The organism is Variovorax sp. 10N420, assembly GCF_056394705.1.
In genome coordinates this window covers 414,869-430,439 of sequence record NZ_JBFTIJ010000002.1, presented here as the reverse complement: position 1 = coordinate 430,439, position 15,571 = coordinate 414,869, and the positions used below count along the sequence as shown (strand labels likewise).

Annotated in this window: 13 protein-coding genes and 1 pseudogene; 6 read left to right on the top strand and 8 right to left on the bottom strand. The window is 63.5% G+C overall.

Features of this window, described 5'->3' with window-relative positions; genetic code table 11:
* Positions 1-20: 20 nt before the first annotated feature.
* Positions 21-782, top strand: coding sequence for a hypothetical protein (locus tag AC1DEK_RS06430; RefSeq protein WP_478124381.1), 762 nt, complete (start codon positions 21-23; stop codon positions 780-782).
* Here the strand turns inward: AC1DEK_RS06430 and AC1DEK_RS06425 are convergent.
* A complete protein-coding gene (locus AC1DEK_RS06425) occupies positions 772-2,007 on the bottom strand; it encodes a cation:proton antiporter (protein ID WP_478124380.1) in 1,236 nt (411 codons plus the stop codon). The two genes, AC1DEK_RS06430 and AC1DEK_RS06425, sit on opposite strands and share 11 nt — an antisense overlap.
* 192 nt (positions 2,008-2,199) lie before the next feature.
* Between AC1DEK_RS06425 and AC1DEK_RS06420 the strand changes: the two genes are divergently transcribed.
* Both AC1DEK_RS06420 and AC1DEK_RS06415 read left to right on the top strand, forming a co-directional pair.
* Positions 2,200-2,661, top strand: a complete 462-nt coding sequence (locus AC1DEK_RS06420) for a YidH family protein (protein ID WP_478124379.1) — start codon at positions 2,200-2,202, stop codon at positions 2,659-2,661.
* 139 nt (positions 2,662-2,800) lie between these two features.
* A complete protein-coding gene (locus AC1DEK_RS06415) occupies positions 2,801-4,288 on the top strand; it encodes an arylsulfatase (protein ID WP_478124378.1) in 1,488 nt (495 codons plus the stop codon).
* Between the two features lie 24 nt (positions 4,289-4,312).
* Here the strand turns inward: AC1DEK_RS06415 and AC1DEK_RS06410 are convergent, their stop codons facing one another.
* A complete protein-coding gene (locus tag AC1DEK_RS06410; protein ID WP_478124377.1) occupies positions 4,313-5,302 on the bottom strand; it encodes a fatty acid desaturase family protein in 990 nt (329 codons plus the stop codon).
* A gap of 65 nt (positions 5,303-5,367) precedes the next feature.
* On the opposite strand from AC1DEK_RS06410, the gene AC1DEK_RS06405 reads away from it, so the two are divergent.
* The gene (locus AC1DEK_RS06405; protein WP_478124376.1) at positions 5,368-6,399 is read left to right on the top strand and encodes a GlxA family transcriptional regulator; all 1,032 of its coding nucleotides are present in this window, start codon (positions 5,368-5,370) and stop codon (positions 6,397-6,399) included.
* A gap of 98 nt (positions 6,400-6,497) precedes the next feature.
* Here the strand turns inward: AC1DEK_RS06405 and AC1DEK_RS06400 are convergent, their stop codons facing one another.
* Complete coding sequence (locus tag AC1DEK_RS06400; RefSeq protein ID WP_478124375.1) at positions 6,498-8,903, bottom strand: DUF6351 family protein; 2,406 nt, start codon at positions 8,901-8,903, stop codon at positions 6,498-6,500.
* A 164-nt stretch (positions 8,904-9,067) separates the two neighbouring features.
* Positions 9,068-9,928: an isocitrate lyase/PEP mutase family protein gene (locus AC1DEK_RS06395; RefSeq protein ID WP_478124374.1), complete on the bottom strand. Its 861-nt coding sequence runs from the start codon at positions 9,926-9,928 to the stop codon at positions 9,068-9,070.
* A gap of 152 nt (positions 9,929-10,080) precedes the next feature.
* Here AC1DEK_RS06395 and AC1DEK_RS06390 point away from each other — a divergent pair.
* Positions 10,081-10,164 (top strand): annotated as a pseudogene (locus AC1DEK_RS06390) (ImmA/IrrE family metallo-endopeptidase); the annotation flags it as partial.
* A gap of 1 nt (position 10,165) precedes the next feature.
* Here the strand turns inward: AC1DEK_RS06390 and metE are convergent.
* Positions 10,166-12,505 carry a 5-methyltetrahydropteroyltriglutamate--homocysteine S-methyltransferase gene (gene metE, locus AC1DEK_RS06385; RefSeq protein ID WP_478124373.1) on the bottom strand — a complete coding sequence of 780 codons (2,340 nt, stop codon included), beginning with the start codon at positions 12,503-12,505 and terminating at the stop codon, positions 10,166-10,168.
* Between the two features lie 111 nt (positions 12,506-12,616).
* Here metE and AC1DEK_RS06380 point away from each other — a divergent pair, with 111 nt between their 5' ends.
* Positions 12,617-13,519 carry a LysR family transcriptional regulator gene (locus tag AC1DEK_RS06380; RefSeq protein WP_478124372.1) on the top strand — a complete coding sequence of 301 codons (903 nt, stop codon included), beginning with the start codon at positions 12,617-12,619 and terminating at the stop codon, positions 13,517-13,519.
* 29 nt (positions 13,520-13,548) lie between these two features.
* Here the strand turns inward: AC1DEK_RS06380 and AC1DEK_RS06375 are convergent, their stop codons facing one another.
* From AC1DEK_RS06375 to AC1DEK_RS06365, 3 genes are all read right to left on the bottom strand, one after another.
* A complete protein-coding gene (locus AC1DEK_RS06375; protein WP_478124371.1) occupies positions 13,549-13,752 on the bottom strand; it encodes a hypothetical protein in 204 nt (67 codons plus the stop codon).
* 90 nt (positions 13,753-13,842) lie between these two features.
* Positions 13,843-14,544 carry a hypothetical protein gene (locus AC1DEK_RS06370; protein ID WP_478124370.1) on the bottom strand — a complete coding sequence of 234 codons (702 nt, stop codon included), beginning with the start codon at positions 14,542-14,544 and terminating at the stop codon, positions 13,843-13,845.
* Positions 14,541-15,569 (bottom strand): phospholipase D-like domain-containing protein, encoded by a 1,029-nt coding sequence (locus AC1DEK_RS06365; protein WP_478124369.1) that lies wholly within the window; start codon positions 15,567-15,569, stop codon positions 14,541-14,543. Before AC1DEK_RS06365 ends, AC1DEK_RS06370 begins: the two co-directional genes overlap by 4 nt.
* Positions 15,570-15,571 lie beyond the last annotated feature (2 nt).

Below are 15,571 nucleotides of genomic sequence, written 5' to 3'. Positions count from 1 at the left end.
CTGGTAAGCCCATGAATCGCATGAATCGCCTGAACAAACTATCTCTCCCGACCGCCTGCCTGCTTCCGCTGTTCGCAGCGCTTCCCGCCGCTGCGCAGGACTTGCAGGCAGCCAACGCGTGGCAGTTCGAGTTCATCCCATATCTATGGGCCGCCGGCATCCGCTCGGACATCAAGCTCGGCCCCTTGCCCGAGAACACCGCACGTATCAAGTCGAGCGGCGTGCTCGAGGCGCTCGACTTCGGCGCGATGGGAACCCTGGAAGCACGCAAGGGACCCTGGGGCGGGCTGCTCGACGTGCAGTACGTGAAGCTCGGCGTGTCGAACCAGTTCCTGGGCGGTCTCGCGGGCGGCTACAACTTGAAGTACGAGCAAACGCTCGTGACGCTGGCGGGCTACTACCGCGTCCTCGATGACCCCAGGGTTGCGGTCGACGTGCTGGGCGGTGCTCGCTACGTCGACGCGCGCAGCACCCTCGACATCTCGCCCAGCCTGCGCGGGCTGGGCCGTCAGACGGATGCATCGGCCAGCTGGTGGAATGGCATCGTCGGCGTTCGCGCCATCGTGCCGCTCGGCGACAAATGGTCGGCCATGGGCTACCTGGATGCCGGCGAAGGCAATTCGACTTCGAGCTGGCAGGGCATCCTCGGCACCAGCTACCAGTACTCGCCCACGGTTTCGCTGAAGTTCGGCTATCGCTACCTGAGCTTCGATCGAGACAACGCCGTTCTCAACAAGGTCGCCCTGGGCGGCTTTTACGTCGGCGCGGGTTTCAAGTTTTAAGACGGGGGCCCGGCGCGACGCCCGGAGCCCGCCGTGCAAAGCGCTCTGTGAACAGCGGCCCGGCGATGGATGTGACCAGCACCATGATCAGCACGCCGTCGAACATGCGGCCGTCAAGCAGGGGTTGCCCGGCTGCATTGAACGTCTGCTTGGCCACCAGCGCGGCCGCGAGCGTTGCAGCGACCTGCGGAAGGGTCAGGGACCACATCGTCATCCGTTCCTCCGGAAGGTAGCCGAAGGCACGGCCACAGCTCTCGGTCGCCACCAGCTTGCCGATGAAGAGCGCGCCGATGATGCCGCCCGCCAGGAGGCCGTCGACAGACAGGCTTCGCAGCAGCGCCAACGGGTCGATGAGGAAGCCCGTGACGACGAAGAAGACGGGGATGAACAAGGTCGTCCCCATGAATTCGAGCTTGTTCTTGGCCGGCTTGTCCTTCACGGCGGCGTTGACCGCCAATCCCGCCATGAAAGTGCCCACGATGCCCGGCAGATTGATGGCCTGCGCGAGCAGCGCGGTGATCGCCAATATCGCCAGCATGATGATGAAGTAGGTTTCTTCATCGTGCTCCACCCTCTTGAGGATGTAGGCCGCCGCACGACTCAGCCCCGCCAGCACGAAGACGACGAATGCGACGATCTCGATCACCTGCACCGCCAGGCCGCTCGCGGAAAACCCACTGACGAACATCGGAACGCAGGCAGCAAAGACGAGCAGCGAGAGTGTGTCGGACACCATCGTGGCGCCGATCGTGACGACCACCGGCTCCGACTTCGTCAGGCCGCGAGCGGTGACGATGGGCAGCGCGAGCAAGGTGTGCGAGGCGAGCAGCGAGCCGACGACGATCGCGGGCAGGAGCGTGTAGCCCAGCCAACTGGCCACCAGCGCACCCAGCACCAGCGGAACCGAGGTCGTGACCACCCCGAAGATGATGGATCGCGCGAGCTTTTCGCGAAAGAGCGTCAAGTCGATTTCCAGCCCGGCGAAGAACATCAGCAGCAACATGCCCAGGTCCGAGAAGAACTGTGCGGTCGGGTGATCCTTCGGGAAGACGTCCAGCATGTGCGGCCCGAGCAGGACGCCACTGAGCAACAGGCCGACGACCACCGGCACACGAAGGATGCGGGCAATGTGCGGCATGACGAGGATCAAGGCCATGAAGATCGCGAATCTCGCCAGCGTCGGAAGCAACTCTATGGCCCGATGTACGACTTCAAGGAACAGCATGTCGATCCCCGGTGATTGGCTGGCGACGTGCCAGCGCCGATCTCTGCCGGGGATTTTGAACGCCGGTGCAGGCGTTGCCTATGACTGCGCGTACTGACCGCTACGTACGTGGTCGAAGCCGTGGCCGCCACGATTCTCCAGCTGCCGGACTGGGCCTAGCCTTCAGGGAATGACAAGGCCCGACGGTTTCACATGAACTCCACACCCCGACGTCCAACCGGCGCGAAGCGTCCGTCTGCACCGCCGTCCGCACTGCCAGTTGCCGCTCCCGGCGCTGCGCCCACATCGGCGCAGATCAACACCGACCTGGCCATCGACCGCACCGTCATGGCGGCAGACCGGACCTTGATGGCCTGGACGCGGACTTCGCTGTCGATGATCAGTTTCGGATTCACGATCTACAAGGTCCTGGAGGCGCTCGCGAGCCAGGCCACCACGCCGATCAGGCAAGGATTGCCGCGCGATGCCGGTCTTTTCCTGACGGCCCTGGGCACATTGGCCATGGTGATGGGCTCGATCGAATACTGGACGCGCATCAAGGAGCTTCGGCGGACCAAGTACTTGCGGCTCATGCAGCCCTCGTTCATCATGGGGCTGATCATGTGCGCGGTCGGGATATTGATCTTTGTCGGGATCATCTCCAGGACGCTATGAGCGCGAGCGAAATCGCACGTACGTGGTGCTGCGTGCGCACTCGGATGGCTTTCGACGCCCCGAGTCTTGAGAATGCCCACAAGTCCGGATCCAGGGCCACCTGGCACCTCTCCATCAGTTCAATCACAGAGGAACAAACATGACGAGCAAGAAGCCGAACATCCTGATCCTATGGGGCGACGACGTGGGCTGGTGGAACATCAGCTACAACAGCCGCGGCCAGATGGGCTACAGGACGCCGAACATCGATCGCGTGGCCAACGAAGGCATCGCATTCACCGACTACTACGCCCAGCAGAGCTGCACCGCCGGCCGGGCCGCCTTCATCACCGGCCAGAACCCCATCCGGACCGGATTGACCAAGGTCGGAATGCCGGGCGCATCCGTCGGCCTGCACGAGGAAGACCCGACCATCGCCGAGCTCCTGAAGCCGCATGGCTATGCGACGGGACAGTTCGGCAAGAACCACCTGGGCGACAAGGACGAATACCTGCCCACGGTGCACGGGTTCGACGAATTCTTCGGCAACCTCTACCACCTGAACGCGGAAGAGGAACCTGAGGACCCGGACTACCCCAAGGACCCGAATTTCAAGAAGGCCTTCGGCCCGCGCGGCGTGCTGCACTGCCTGGCGGACGGCAAGGGTGGGCAGACCATCGAGAACACCGGCCCGCTGACCAAGAAGCGGATGGAAACCATCGACGACGAGACGACCGAGGCGGCGCTGAAGTTCATCGACAAGTGCCACGCGGACGACAAGCCATTCTTCCTTTGGTACAACACCACGGCCATGCATTTCCGCACCCACTGCGCGGAAAAGCACAAGGGCAAGAGCGGCCAGGGCGACTACAACGACGTGATGGTCGCGCACGACGAACACATCGGACAGATGCTCGACAAGCTGGACGAGCTCGGCATCGCCGACAACACCATCGTCATGTATTCGACCGACAACGGCCCGCACTACAACAGCTGGCCCGACGCGGGCATCACCCCCTTCAGGGCCGAGAAGAACACCAATTGGGAAGGCGGCTGGCGCGTGCCGTGCTTCGTGCGGTGGCCCGAGAAGTTCAAGGCCGGCACGGTGATCAACGGCATGGTCTCGCACCAGGACTGGCTTCCGACGCTGCTCGCGGCAGTGGGCGAGGCCGACGTCAAGGAGAAGCTCGTGGCAGGCTGCAAGGTCGGCGACAAGAACTTCAAGGTTCACATCGACGGCTTCAACATGCTGCCCTACCTGAGCGGCGAGGCCAAGGCTTCGCCGCGGGACACCTTCTTCTACATCAGCGACGACGGCGAGATCATGGCGATCCGCATGCACGACTGGAAGGTGGTGCTGATGGAGCAACGTGCCAAGACGCTGCAATGCTGGTTCGAGCCCTTCGTCAAATACCGGGCACCGAAGATCTTCAACCTGCGTCGAGACCCCTTCGAGCGAGCGGACGAGAACTCCAATACCTATTGGGACTGGGTGATCTCGCACGCCTACATCGTCTACGCCATGCAGTCGGTGGTGTCCAAGCAGATCGAGGCATTCGTCAAGTTCCCGCCAAGGCAGAAGCCAGCGTCCTTCAACCTGGATGAAGTCTTGCGCAAGCTGCAGGAAGCGAACAGCGCCGCGCATTGACGCCCGCAAGGCGCCGGCCGGAGGTCACTTCGCTTTGACGAGGTCGCGCACGACTTGCACATAGCCGTGCGCGACCCGCGCCTCTTTCAAGGCGCCCTTTCGCTCGAGGATCGCATGCATGCGGCGCAAGTTGTATGACGGCACGGTGGGTGCCAGATGGTGCTCGACGTGATAGTTGACGAAGTTGGGCGCGAAGAGAAGACGCTCCCACCACGACGCGAGGACAGTCCGGGTGTTGCACCATACGTCCTGGCTCATGGTGCCCGGCAGCGCGCCGTGCTCTGCGGCATTGCGGATGCGGCTGACCAGCATGTAAGTGGTGAGCCATGACGCCGGCCAGAGCACATACGCCATCGGGTGGCCGCAAGCCCACAGCAGTGCCAGTGCGGCTGCGTGGACCAGCAGGATGCGGCGAGCATTCCACAGCAGATGGCCCACGGTGCGCTTTCCCGGCCCGTCGGCAAGCGCTGCCCCGGCGTCGGCACTCTCCTTCTTGTAGGCATAGCCGAATCGCAGTTTCTGGGGTTCCGCATGCGCATACAACATCGCCAGCGTCGCCGCGGCCTTGAGCCCGGTGATGCCGACGAGGTCGCGCAAGACCTTGCGTGCGAGGGAAGCCTTGGTCACCGGATAGCCGCGGTAGTTGGGCAGGTCGGGATCGTCCGGCGTACCGGTCTTCACATGGTGGGTCATGTGATAGCTGCGATAGATCGAAAGATCCGCGAACACGGGCGCGGCGCACAGCCACTGTCCAATCCAGTCGTTCAAGGCGCGCGAAGGCGTGAACGAGCGGTGTGCGCACTCGTGCATCAGGATGCCCAGTCCCAATTGGCGGCCGGCCAACACCAGCATGGCCACGCCCACCGCGGCAACGCCCGGCCGTGCGATGACGAGGGCAAAGCTGGCGGCGATCAGGCTCCAGTTGACCAGCAGCATCCAGGCGGCGTGCCCGTTGGACTTGCGCTGCAAGTCGCGCAGCTCCTGGCGGTCCAGCAGTTTGCGTACGTCATTCATCGATCACACTCCATTTCCAATCCGGAAGCCTCGATTGAAGCAAAGCACCGGCACAATTTGTTGACATGAAGCGCCAGATCAATGACATGAAAGCGTCGGGCGCCGCGAAGCCAGTGCGCGTGGCGATCGTTCTTCCTGACAGGCCGTGGGCAGGATCGGTATTGTTGGTGCGCGACCTGCTCCAGGCCGCTGGCACGCTGGCGATGCGCAACGACGACATCGCGGCCAGTGCGCTGTTCGATGTGCGGCTCGTGGCGCGCAGCAGAGCGCCGGTCACAAGCTTTGGCGGCCTGCCTCTGGCACCTGACCTGACGCTGAGGCGATCGGGAGACTTCAGCGTGGTGGTCGTGCCTGCGCAGTTCGCACCGGCGGCCGAGACCACCGAAGACGACGCGCAGTACGGCCTATGGCTGCGGCGCCAGCACGCGCGCGGTGCATTGCTGATGAGCTTCGGCGGAGCGCTTCTGCTGGCGAAGTCGGGGCTGCTCGATGGCCGCGAGGCCACGGGGCTGCTGAGCGAGCGCTCGATCATCCAGCGGCGCTTTCCGGAGGTGCGCTACCAGTCGTCTCGCCGGATCGTCGCCGCCGCCGACATCGTGACGGTATGCGGCATTGGCCCCACGGTGGACGCTTGTGCACACCTGATCGAGCGATTCTTCGGAATGCAGCGCGCACGCCGCTTTCTGCGCCACACAAGCACCGAGGCGCTCCCTGCGGACAACAAACTCGCGCTGTGGAGTGCGCCCTACAAGAGACACGGCGATGCGCAAGTCATTGCCGTACAGGAAACACTCGAACGGGAAATGGACCCGCCGCCCACCCTGGCTGCGCTTGCACGGCAGGTTGGATTGAGCGAGCGCAGCCTGTCACGCCGCTTTGCCGAGGCCGTGGGCCTCAACATGCGCCAGTACGTCGCGAACCTGCGGCTCGAACATGCCGACCATCTGCTTGCGACGACGCGCCTGCCATTGGCGCACGTGGCGCGCGAGTGCGGCTATGCAAGCGCCAGCACCCTGAGTCGCGCATTCGCCGCCGCTCGCGGCAAGGCTCCGCGCCGCTATCGGGTCGATCATTCGGTCGGGCCACAGGGACGCTGATCGACGCTGAGCGACGCTGATCGACGCTGAGCGACGAACAAACAAAATCATCCAGGCCGGCGAACCGGCCTGGATGAAGCGCGGATCAGATCAGCTGATCAGATCGGCGTCGCCTGCGGTGCCGGCGGAAGCGGCGTCCCGCCTGGGCCGTTCGCATAGGTGCGGGGCGAGACGGGCGCTTGCTGCCCCACGCCCGGCTTCGAGTAGTCGCAGACGCCCGTGCTGAACACTGCTTGCAGGCGGGTTTGCTGAATGCCCGTGAAGGTGATGCCGGTGTAATCGCTGAAATTCAGCGGCTTGAGCGTGCACTTCAGGATGTTCTCCGCGCGTGGGCCACCAGCGACTTGCCGCGGCGACGCATGGATGGCGAGCTTGGGGTCCGCATTGCATGTCGCCTGATCGGTCACCTTGGTCGAGAACGAAGTGTCGGTGCTCAGGTAGCAATAGTCGAATGCCGCCGATGGCTTGGAGGCGAGCACCTGAGCCGGCGTGCGCTCGCTGTTCAGCGTCGCCTTCGGCGCGGAAGTGACCAGGCTCGAGAGCCAGGTGTCCATCATCAGGAAAGACTGGAGCGTGAGCGGTGCCGGCGCAACCAGGCCGGTACCGAAGCGCCACATCACCTGGTTGCCGTGGCCACCACCGTCCTGGTCGAGGCGATCGCGTTCCGCGAAGCTGCGCCAGATGTAGTGGATGCCGGATTCGTCATAGCCGCGAAGATCGATGATCGGGAGCTTTGCGAGCTGCACGCCGCTGGCGACGATTCCACTCTGATAGGCGATCTGCAATCCGGCCGGATCGGCCACCGAGCGCGACGTCGTCAGGTTGGAATCAGCGTCGCTGCCGCCGACGCCTTCGTTCAGCGTCACGAATTCCTCGGCGTTGATCGCTCCGGAAAGCAGCGCCTTCAGGCCGTACTGGACGCCGACGTTGTCGTTCGTCTGGTTGGCTCGCGTCGTGCCCGGTGCAACTCCCCAGACAGCGACTGCGAGATCGGGGTCACCGCAGCGCGGGCCGGTCGGGTTGGAGACCGGGTCATAGACCTGGCTGGCCGGCAGCTTGCAATTGTTGGTGGTGGCACCCGGCACGAGATCCCCGGCCGGATTGGCAACAAACATCGGCGCGTAGTTGCCGGGCTTGTTGTTGTAGCCGAAGGCGTTAACCCACGAATGGCAGCCCGTTTGATCGAGGTGGCCATTGATGGCGGTCTTCTTGGCGGCAACGGTCGGTGCGTCGAGGCCAGTCTGGAGATTCTTCCAGGCTGGGCTGGCGTAGAAGTTCACGAGCTGCACGCAGTCGGCCACTTCGATACCGGTGGTGATCGAGTCGGGGTAGTCGCACTGAACCTGAATACCGTCGAGCAGGCCCGGGAACGTCGACGCCACGGTGTTTTGTCCGATCGATCCGCCGGAGCAGCCATTGCCCATCGTGTACTTGATCTCGCCGTACGACTTGGTGATGTATTCCTTCATCATCATCACGGTTTCGCCGGCCAGGATGCGATTCGAGTTGTAGAGCGAATCGGTCATGCTGTTGTCGACGACCATGACGCCGCGGGAGAGCGCGCTGTCGTCCGCCCAGTTCTGTTCCGAGCGGAACTGCTGGCGCGGCTGGCCGGTGCTCGCCCCGAACGAATAGACCACCTTGCCGGTCCATTGCGCCTGCGGTGCATTGGCAGTCCAGGGCTTGGTCGGATCGAACAGCACGGCGATGTCGAAGATGCCGCGGTTCACGGTCCCGCGCTCGACCCTGACGATGTACGGCACCGGCGTCGTCGCGCCGAGCGGGGTGGTGGTCGCGACCGACGACATTGGCGTCGTGCCGTGCACATAAGGCTGCAGGCACGAGTTCGCCGGTGTCGGCGGGTTCGGATTCGCAATGGTCGGCGAGGGGTCCGGCAGCACGAACGAACAGCCGCCATCGCCGGCGGTCGCGGTCAACGGCGTGAGCGTCCGATAGTACAGCTTGGCCTGCGTCGCGATATTGCATTGCGCGTCGGTCGCGGTGGTCGGCAGGCCACTCGCATTCGTTCCGGCGGCCGATGCCGTTGCGGCCGTCGGTGTCGGCGTCGCGCAAACCCAGGGCATGACCTGCGAGCTCAACAGCACAGGACCGCCGATCGGATGATTGGTCAGTGTGAGCGACGCGCCGCGGAAGGAGTTGTCGGTGGACGTCACCTTGAGTGAGTTGTCACCCTTGGCCAGTCCGGTCACGAGTCCCACGGTTCGCCCGTCACTGCGCTTTTCCTTGAAAGCACTCGTCACGTCGGTAGAGCCGAGCGTGACTTTCAGCATTGAAGTCGAGGCGCCGACCGGCATCTTGATCTCGACCAATGCAGAGCCGCCGGACACCATGTCGGCGCGCGTCGACAGCGGCTGCACCTTCACCTGTCCTCCCTGTGTCGACGTGGGGAGCCACCCGCCTCCACCACCGCCGCCACAGGCAGCCAATAAGACGCACAAGGTCGAGCCCGCGGCACACGCCGCCAGCCTTTTATAAAGCCTCATATGTTTGTCTCCGTTTTTCTCAGGCGTTAGAAAGCCGAGTCATGCTATGGGTGACCGAGTGTCACATTCACGAGGTTTTCCCTAATCGGGCCTCATTGCAACTCGGCCTTAGTCGCATCGGAGACAGTGGTTAATGCAGAGTGCGGAGCACCCGTCAGAGCAAGTCAGGAATAGCGCTTCTCCAACGCATCCCACTCGGGCTTTCCGACCAGGCGCTGTCGCTCCGCGAATGGCGCGACGAGTGCCGGGTCTTCCGTCAGACGGCGGGAGTCGCGCAACGTGGTGAGTGCTTTCTGCATTCCCGCGACGGCGCCCTGGAGTGCCGCGTTCGCGTAGAGCACCACGCCGTATCCCAGCTGTCCCAGCTCCTCAGCGCCAAAGATTGGCGTCTTGCCGCCGATCACCATGTTCATCAGTTGCGGCTTGTGCAGGCGCTGCGGCAATGCACGGATCTCTTCCGCTGTGGTGACCGCTTCGACGAAGAGGATGTCAGCGCCGGCCTCGGCGAACTTCTGCGCCCGTTCGATGGCAGCCTCGAAGCCTTGCGTGGCACACGCGTCAGTGCGCGCGAGGACGAGAAAGTCCGGGTCATGCCGCGCATCGACGGCCGACTTGATCTTGCTCACCGCCTCCTCGGTCGAGATGACCTCCTTGCCCGAGAAGTGGCCGCATCGCTTGGGTGCCACCTGGTCTTCGAGCTGGATGCAGTCGGCGCCCGCCCGCTCCAGCACGCGAACCGTGTGCCGCACATTGAGTGCGTTGCCGAAGCCGGTGTCGGCGTCGACGATGAGCGGGACGCTCACCGCATCGCGAATGCGCGCCGTGTGCTCGGCGATCTCATGCAGGCCCATGAAGCCCTGGTCGGGCATGCCGAACCACATGTTGGTCACGCCGGCACCGGTGATGTAGATGGCCTCGAAGCCGAGGTCTTCGACGACCTTGGCCGAGAGCGCGTTGAACGCGCCGGGCACGATCACGCCGCGGCGGGCTTCGACCAAAGCCCTGAGTTGTTTGCGGGTAGACATTCAGGAACTCCTGTGAGATTCAAAAGCTGTCGCCAGGCACGCGAACCTGGCCTTCCATATGGACAGGATCACCGTCTTGCTGGTGCTGGACGTTTCGCCGCGGCCATGCCGTCGGCGCCACCATCGTAGATCGAGACCTCCTCGGCCGTATCGCTCGCCTGACGAATTACTTTGCGGGCGCCTTGCTGCTCCCCTATGCGCCGTTCCTCACGGCGGCGGAGAGCTTGCGCTACGACTTCACTCCCTACCCGGCCGGATCGGCGAATCCGAGGTGGTGGCGCCCGCCCGGGCTGTCGTGCGCAGGGTCTTGGCGGCTTCCACCATGTGGGTCAGCGCGGAAATCACTTCTGCCCACTGGCGCGTTTTGAGGCCGCAGTCCGGATTCACCCACAGTCGCCCGGCCGGAATACGCTCGGCCGCCTTCTCCATCAGTTGCACGATGTGCGCCTGCGTCGGGATGTTGGGCGAGTGGATGTCATAGACACCGGGACCGATCTCGTTCGGATAGTTGAAATTGTCGAACGCGTCGAGCAGTTCCATGTTCGAGCGCGAGGTCTCGATCGTGATCACATCCGCATCCATGTCGGCGATCGACCCGATGATGTCGTTGAACTCCGAATAGCACATGTGCGTGTGGATCTGGGTCTCGTCGTGCACGCCGTTGGCGGTGATGCGGAAGGACTCGACGGCCCAGTCGAGGTAGGATTTCCACTGCGATTTGCGCAGCGGCAGCCCTTCGCGCAAAGCCGCTTCGTCGATCTGGATCACGCGCACGCCGGCCTTCTCCAGGTCGAGCACTTCCTCGCGGATCGCAAGCGCCAACTGCTTGCAGGACACTGAGCGCGGCTGGTCATCGCGCACGAATGACCAGTTCAGGATCGTGACCGGGCCGGTCAGCATGCCTTTCATCGGTTTGTCGGTCAGCGACTGCGCGTACCGGATCCATTCGACCGTCATCGCCTTGGGGCGGGTGATGTCGCCGAAGAGGATCGGCGGCTTCACGCAACGTGAGCCATAGGATTGCACCCAGCCGAGCTGGCTGAAGGCGTAGCCATCGAGTTGCTCGCCGAAGTACTCGACCATGTCATTGCGCTCGGCCTCGCCGTGAACCAGCACATCCAGGCCCAATGCCTCCTGCTCACGCACGCAGCGGGCTATTTCCGCCTGCATTGCGGCCTTGTAGCCAACTTCATCGAGTTCGCCGGCCTTGAACTGGCTTCGCGCGTGACGGATCTCGGCGGTCTGCGGAAACGAGCCGATGGTGGTGGTCGGGAACGCGGGAAGCTTCAGCCTGGCCGCCTGCAGAGGGGCACGTTGTGCGTAACCGCTTTTGCGCTCACCGAGCTTGGCATCGAGTCGGGCCATCGCCGCCTTGACTGCCGGCTTGTTGACGCGCGGCGACGACCGACGCGTCGCGATGGCAGCGTGGTTGGCGTCCAGCGCGTCGTTGACTGCATCGCGGCCCTGGTTGAGACCTGTCGCCAGCACCTTCAGCTCGTCCAGCTTCTGCAGTGCATAGGCAAGCCATGACTTGACTTCGGGGTCGAGCTTTTGCTCGCTCGCCAAATCGACCGGCACGTGCAACAGCGAGCAGGACGGCGCAATCCACAATCGGTCGCCAAGTTGCTGCGCGATCGGCTCGACCCAGTCGAGCGCCGCGGCCAGATCGGTCTTCCAGATATTGCGGCCGTCGATCACGCCCAGCGACAGCACCTTGTGGGATGGCAACAGGTTCAGCAACGGCTTCACGTCGTCGCGCCCTTTGATCGCGTCGATGTGCAGGCCCGCAACCGGCAGGTTGACCGCGAGATAGCGGTTGTCCAGCAGCTGTCCGAAGTAGGTGGCCAGCAGCAGCTTGACGCGGGCGCCCTTGAGTTGGTGATAGGCGATGTTGAAGGCGTGCTGCCATTCGGCATCAAGCTCGGTGACCAGCAACGGTTCGTCGACCTGCACCCATTCGATTCCCTGCGCGGCGAGGGTGGCGAGCAAGTCGGCGTAGACCGTCAGAAGACGTGGCAGCAACGCCAGCTTGTCCGAGCCATCCTTGGCCTTGCCGATGGCCAGGTAGGTGACCGGCCCGACGATCACGGGCTTCGCGTTGACGCCTTGGGCCTTCGCTTCGGCCAGTTGTTCCAGCAAGCGAGAGGCATCGAGCTGGAACTGGGTCTGCGCGCTGAACTCCGGCACGATGTAGTGGTAGTTGGTGTCGAACCACTTGGTCATCTCGCCGGCAGCGACACCGCCGCAGCATGCACCGTGGTCTTCGGCGCCTTGAGCCGAGCGACCGCGCGCGACCCGGAAATAGTTGTCCAGTGCATCGCCATGGAAATCGCACACGCGTTCGGGCAGATTGCCCAGCGTGAAGCTCATGTCCAGCACCTGGTCATAGAAAGCGAAATCACCGACCGGGGCGAGATCGAGGCCGGCCTGATGCTGCCAGTGACGTTGGCGCAGCTGCGCGCCTAAAGCTTTCAGCTCGTCGCGTGAGGATGCGCCCTTCCAATACGACTCGAGCGCGAACTTGAGTTCGCGCTTCGCGCCGATGCGGGGAAAACCAAGGTTGTGGGTAAGGACCATGAGAGTGACTGCCTTGGACGATTCAGATTTCGGATGGCGCGATCGTAGACAGGCGTGTCCATGAAGTAAAATGGTCTTATTTCAACGATCGATTAATTTCGCTCATACAAAATGCTCGAGCGGATTCACTTGGCCATCGTGCAGGAAGTCGCCAAACAGGGCTCCCTGACCGCCGCTGCAGGCACGCTTTGCCTCACGCAGTCAGCGCTGAGCCATGCGATGAAGAAGCTCGAGCAACAACTGGGCACCGCGATCTGGCTGCGTGAGGGACGCAGCCTGCGACCCACGCAGGCAGGCGTTTACCTGCTCGCCTTGGCCAACCGGGTGCTGCCTCAACTCGACGTCGCGGAGGAACGCCTCCGGCAGTACGCGCAGGGCGAGCGCGGCACGCTGCGCATCGGCATGGAATGCCACCCCTGCTACCAGTGGCTGCTCAAGGTGGTGGCACCGTATCTCGCTGAATGGCCCGACGTGGACGTGGACGTCAAGCAGAAATTCCAGTTCGGTGGCATCGGCGCGCTGTTCGGCTTCGAGATCGACCTGCTGGTGACCCCGGACCCCCTGTTCAAACCCGGGCTGCGCTTTGAGCCGGTGTTCAACTATGAACAGGTGCTGGTGGTCGGTGCCAGGCATCCGCTGGCTTCAGCCCCCTATGTCAAGCCGCAGCAACTGACATCCGAGGTTCTGATCACCTATCCCGTGGCCGCCGAACGGCTCGACGTCTACAACCAGTTTCTGATGCCCGCCGGCATCACCCCCAAGCGCCACAAGACCATCGAGACGACGGACATCATGCTGCAGATGGTCGCCAGCGGCCGAGGCGTGGCAGCCCTTCCCCGTTGGTTGGTGCAGGAGTACGCGGGAAAACTGGAGATCGTCCCTGTGCGGCTCGGCCGCCATGGGCTCGCCAAGCAAATCTTCCTCGGGGCCCGCGAGTCGGATATGGACGTGGACTACCTGAAGGCTTTCATCGGGCTGGCGCGCCGTGCGCCCGCGCGGGGAAAGGCAACCTGACTGGCCTGCGCTGACCGGTCTGCAATGTGTCAGCGAATCGTCGAGAGCCGCGCGGGTACGGATCCACCCGCACCGCAATCCCTCAGCAATTCAGCGGACTGGGTGACCTGGTCGGCCATCCGGTCGTTCAACGAGGCCCAGACGCGATACGCAGGGCGGATCACGAGCAACCATGCCAAGGCAGCGGCAACCGCAAAGAAGCCAGACACCAACAGCCAGTGCATCGATTCCATCCATCATTCCGCTTGTTTTTGTTGACCCGGAGTTTCTTGCCGGAGTCGGCGGAAGGACATCCTCAAAAGTGTTGATGACAGATGAAAACGCTAGCACCCACTGCCCAGCGCAGTCTTGCTCTCCCCCATCGGCTTGACACCGTGCGCCATGAGTGGACGAACGACCCGGCTGGCGAATTTTTCCAGGTCAGCGGCTGTGTCTTCGCCGTTCCAGGACACCTCGATCGAATCCGCTCCCCGCGGCAGGCGCCAATGCTCGATCTTGATGCCTTGCGCCTGCGCTCGCTCCACATGGCTGACGCATCCGAACGGCTTTGCCATGAAACGGGCCGGCAGCAGAGTCTCGACCTCGCCGGCGGCCTGGCAACTGAGCGAATAGCTCTTCTTCGTCAGCCCCTCGGCAGTCCAGCCCACGTCGACTTCACTCTTGGACTTTGCCTTCGCCCTTGCCGGAAACGGGCACTGCCAGCGCGCCAGCGGATCGCCGGCCGAAAATGCATCGGCGCTTCGCTGCTTGACCATGGATTCGACGGAACGCCCGGAGGAGCGCTGCCGGACGATGAGGGCCGAGCGATCCTTTGCGTCGGCCGGCTGCTCGACTGAAAAATACCGCACCTCGAAGGACTTGCGCTTGCCGACCCCCAGCCCAAGCAAGGCAGCAGCCTCTTCGATCGATCGGGGTCCGCCTGCCGCGGTGTCCCAGCGAATGGCGAATTCCGCAGGGCTCCCGGCGTGCGCCATGTTGGCGAGCCACAGCAAGACTGCGGCCGCGATGACTGCGCGGCTCTTCAAGCTTTGTCCTTGTCTTTGCCCTTGTGCTTCTTCGCCGGTGCGGCGTCGCCGTCGAGCACCAGGTGGCTCGGATCGAGTTCGCGCTTCTTGAGGTCCTGCAGCAGACCCGCGTCGCTGAGATCGATCTTGTGCGACGACTCCCAGTCGCGCAGCGCCGTCTCCTGCAGGCGGTGCACCGTGCCGGGATCATCTGTCTCGATCGCGAGTTCGCGCCGTCCGTCGAAGCTGCCAGGCGCCAGATTGATCGACCCGACGATGGCTCGCTTGCCGTCGGCCAGCATCATCTTCGCGTGCAGCTTCAAGTGCCGCATCGTGTGCACCTTGGCGCCAACATCCTGGAGGATTCGAAGTCCACCCACGCCCTCGATCAGCTTTTCGGCTTTCAGCGAGTGTGGCGGCTTTGTCAGGATGTGGACCTTGACCCCGCGCACTGCCGCGCGCACGAGTCGCTCGATGATCACCATGTCCTGATAGCGTTCGTTCTGCACCCACAGGGTGCTCTCGGCCGAGTCGATGAAAGCGGCGACGCGCTGGCGCCCGTTGTCCGGACACCAGATCAAGCGAGACTCCGGGTGCGGCGCGAAGTCCTCGTGGGCCCAGTCGGCGTCGAAGCAGGAGACCATCTCGCGCGTCTCCAGGTCGTGCGTGGTGATGACCGCGTAGTCGCGCGTCTCGGTCAGGTCCCTCGGCTCCCAGTTCAATGACTCGACGAAGCCGGTCTGGTGGTCGACCACCATCGACTTCTGGTGGGTCAGGTCGAATTTCGGGTTGCTGTCGCGCACTTCGATGCCGGCGGCCACCAGCTTGGCGCGCGCCTGCTCGTTCTCGCTTTCTCCGCTCCGGCGTGCGGGATTCAGCATCACGCGAACCTTGACGCCGCGTTGCCGGGCCGCGATGACGGCATCGAGGAGCGTCTCGTCGGTGAACAGGAACATCCGGATGTTGAGTGCCGTCTTCGCCCCCTGGATGGCGTCCAGGATGGGCTTGGATGTGTCGTCGGGCAGAACAATGAGCTTGTGGGACATGG